The 3,683-nt window shown below is 65.4% G+C and carries 2 protein-coding genes, 1 tRNA gene and 1 pseudogene; 1 reads left to right on the forward strand and 3 read right to left on the reverse strand.

From position 1 onward, the window contains the following. Positions 1-314: 314 nt before the first annotated feature. Positions 315-391, reverse strand: a tRNA-Arg gene (locus tag MFF24_RS28470). A 324-nt stretch (positions 392-715) separates the two neighbouring features. Then, positions 716-2,983, reverse strand: coding sequence for a xanthine dehydrogenase family protein molybdopterin-binding subunit (locus tag MFF24_RS28475; protein ID WP_238229197.1), 2,268 nt, complete (start codon positions 2,981-2,983; stop codon positions 716-718). A 201-nt stretch (positions 2,984-3,184) separates the two neighbouring features. On the opposite strand from MFF24_RS28475, the gene MFF24_RS28480 reads away from it, so the two are divergent. Beyond that, entirely contained in the window at positions 3,185-3,595 is a 411-nt protein-coding gene (locus tag MFF24_RS28480; RefSeq protein ID WP_238229198.1) for an RNA polymerase sigma factor region1.1 domain-containing protein, read from the forward strand. Here MFF24_RS28480 and MFF24_RS28485 read toward each other — a convergent pair. Then, a pseudogene (locus MFF24_RS28485) lies at positions 3,588-3,683 on the reverse strand (IS5 family transposase); the annotation flags it as partial. The gene MFF24_RS28480 and the pseudogene MFF24_RS28485 overlap by 8 nt on opposite strands.

The raw sequence follows: 3,683 nt of genomic DNA on the forward strand, positions 1-3,683 counted from the left end.
CGCTTGGCCGGCTGCGCTCACCCGGTCGGCTCCGCCGGCCAAGCGACCCGTGGAGCAAAGGCCGACCCTGCACTAACTTAGAACTTGGACCACCGCCTGGGGGCCGATCACAGCGGCCTTGGAAGAGAGCGATTTCGAGCGAGTGGGAAAGCCGACATGCCGCACCTGAACCTGCCAGGAACGTCCCCGCTTTCGGATAGTTGCCATGATTCGTGACCCGTCGCTTGTGACAAAGCGTGACAGGCTGTTCACGAACGCTAGATGGAGCTTCCGGATGGGTCAAAAAACCATAAGCAAAAACAATGGCTTATGATTGGCGCACCCGACACGATTCGAACGTGTGACCTTTGCCTTCGGAGGGCAACGCTCTATCCAGCTGAGCTACGGGTGCTGACCGTGGCTCGTGAGTAGCCCAACTCAAGGCGCCGCGCAACGGCGCTGTGCGGGGTGGTTGATTGCCCTGATTGCTCAAAGGGATGGTAGCGTAGCCTTCCTCAGGCAAAGGTCACACGTTCGAATCGTGTCGGGTGCGCAAACAAGGCGGAGGGCCTGCCCGGGCACCGGCAAAGTGTCCGCGGATGCGGACGGCGCGCGGCGCGGTTGAGGCGCATGTGCCGCGCGTGCGCCGGCAATCTCTGTGTTCTTCACGAGTGAGGTTGAGGCAGCGTGCCTCATCAGTTCGTTGCGGCGGCCCGTGACACGCAAGCGGGCTTTGCTACACCATATCTTCAATGCGGATCGGCAGGCTTCGGATTCGGCGGCCGGTGGCGTGGTGCACGGCATTGGCAATCGCCGCGTTGACGCCGATGATCCCGAGTTCGCCGAGACCCTTTACCGCCAATGGGTTCACGGTTGCGTCGGGGTCCGGCACCAGCAATGCCTCGACCACATCGACATCGGCAGCGGTCGGAACGAGATACTCCGCGAGGTCAGGGTTGCGGTAGGTCGCACCGTCAAGGACCGTTTCCTCAAGGAGCGCGGAGCCGAGCCCCCAGATCATTCCGCCGGTAAGCTGACTCCTGGCCGAGAGCGGGTTGAGGATGCGCCCTGCCGCGAAAGCGCCCGTCAAGCGCGGCACACGGATCTCTCCTGTTTCAGCGTGGATGCGGACTTCCGCGAACTGTGCGCCGAATGCCCATTTGAGCGTGTCGCCGCCGACTGTCAGGCCGATGTGACCGTTGCGCAGGGTTCTCAGAGCGTCCGGCTTAGAGCCTTCAGGCACGAACTCCGCGAGCGTTTCGATGCCTGTTGGGTCGATGAGCCGAACGGCCTCGGCGAGCCGCAATCGGCGGCCATCTGGCGCCATGAATCGACCCTCAGCAAAGCCTAAGCTGGTCGGATCGTGCCCCTCGAACGAGCGGCCTGGCTCGGTCAGCGCGTGCGACACCTGCCTACGCAACTGGTCGCAGCCGAGGACGAGCGCATTCATCAGGCTCGTCGTGGTGCTTGAGCCGCCCGAGATGCCGGCCGGCGGCAGTGCGGTGTCGCCGAGATGCACCGACACCCGCTCGACCGGGACACCCAGCTGGTCGGCCACTCCCATTGCGAGAAGCGTGGTGATGCCGTTGCCGATTTCATGGTGGGTCGTGGCCACCTCCGCGGTGTCGTCCGCGGTGATGCGGATCCGCATCGTCGCCGCGGCAATCTTGACTGGCCGCACGGAGGCGGCACAGCCGAGCCCGACCAGCCAGGATCCGTCGCGCCGCGAGCCCGGCTCATGCAATCGACGCTCCCAACCGAAGGCCGCTGCAGCCTCATCGAAGCAGGCCATCAGCGGGCGTGTCGAGAACGGCTTGCCCGTGACAGGGTCGGTCGCAGTGTCGTTGCGGCGACGCAGTTCGATCGGGTCTAAGCCGAGGTGCCACGCCGCCTCGTCGACGGCGCTCTCGAGCGCGAATAGGTAGGGCACCTCGGGTGGTGCTCGCATCGGGCCGGGCGTATTGCGGTCGACCCGGACCGCCCGCTCCTGTGTGCGGATCGCCGGACAGGCGTAGAGGCTCGCGGCCACCTCTGCGCCTTCCATTGCGAATGGATCGAACCGCGAGGTGATCACCTCCGCCTCGTGCATCAGTGCCGTGAAGTGGCCATTGCGGTCGGCGGCGAGGCGGATGTGATGGCGCGACTCGGGGCGGTAATTGGCAATGGTGAAACATTGCCGTCGGGTCGGCACTAACGAGACCGGACAGCCGAGCCTCTTGGCAGCGAGCGCCACGAGGGCTGAGTGCTGCGATAGTGCAAATTTCGAGCCGAAATGCCCACCAAGCAGACCCGAGACGACCCGGATCTTAGCCGGATCCATTCCGAGCTGCGCGGCGAGACCGTGCTGCACGGCGCCGACATAGCGAGTCGGCTCGTGCACGGTCAGGCAATTGCCCTCCCACGCGCAGCGCGTGGTGAAAAGCTCGATGGGATTGTGGTGTTGGATGGGCGTTTCGTAGCGCGCGTCGACGAGCACGGCGCTGGTGGCCCAGGCAAGGCCGGGATCACCCTTGGCGATATCTTCGTGACCCGGCTTCAGATCCGCCAGCCGCACGGTCTCGGCACCCGGCTCGTCAAAAGTGCCGGCAGCCGGTTCCGGTTCGTAGCGGACCTGCAGCAGGCTTGCGGCGCGCGCCGCCGCTTCAGGTGTCCGGCCGACGACCAGCGCCACGATCTGGCCGGCATAGGCAACACGATCCGAAGCGAGTGGCCTGTGCGCGCTGTTGACATAGCCGCCGGCCATCAAGTGAGGCACGGCCGCGATGGCGCCGGCGAAGTCGCGATGCGTGAAGATCCTGAGAAGATCTGGAACGGTGTCCGCCGTGGACTGGTCGAAGCCGGTGATACGTCCGCATGCGATCGTGCTGGTGACGAGCGCTGCATGAGCGACAACCCCGGCACGCAGATCGGATGCGTAGATTGCCGCGCCTGTGACCTTGGCGCGACCCTCGATCCGGACATGCGGATGCCCGAGGACGCTACCTGCCTTACCGCCTCCGTCCATCGCAATGCCTCTCAGTTGCCGAAACGCTCCGACAGCAATCCTCGTTGGCTGTCGCTGGCTCCCTGAGGCACGGGGTCAACGGGGTGACATAATGCTGCGTCGGCATGCTGTGTTGGCATGCTGCGTCGGCATGCTGTGTTGGCACAAGGCCGTATCTGAGCCCATGCGCCGCCGTCAGCACGAGCGTGACAAGGGGGTGGGATGAACACGATCGACCGCGGAACACTCGACCGACTGGTCGCTCTCGGTCGCGAGCGCGGGGAACTGACTGCTGAGGAGTTCCAGGCGGCCTTACCCGTCGACAGCCTGGATGTCGACGCTCTCGTCCTGGTGATGCTGGAACTGGAGGCGGCGGGCGTCAGCGTCGAGCCGGACGTGCTTGGCCCGCGAGCGGACCGGCCCCTGCCTGCCGCGCCGGAACTGCCACCTGTTGCCGGCGGTGTCTCGCTGTCAGCCGTGAGAGCTGCGGAGGGCGAGCCGACGGCGTCTTTACCTGCGGCCAAGGCGCCGGAAGCGCTTGTCGAGGATGGCGCTTCCGGCGAGAAGACCGGGATCGACCAGATCGTGCTTCTCTCCGGCCTCGCGGCTTTCCTAGGGCCTGTCGTCACCTGAGCCAGTCGAGTGTTGCGGCGAGGCAGAGGACACCGGCGAAGCTGACGGCGGTCTTCTCGTAGCGGGTGGCGACGGCGCGCCACTCTTT

The organism is Methylorubrum aminovorans, assembly GCF_022179725.1.
GTDB classification, from domain to species: domain Bacteria; phylum Pseudomonadota; class Alphaproteobacteria; order Rhizobiales; family Beijerinckiaceae; genus Methylobacterium; species Methylobacterium aminovorans.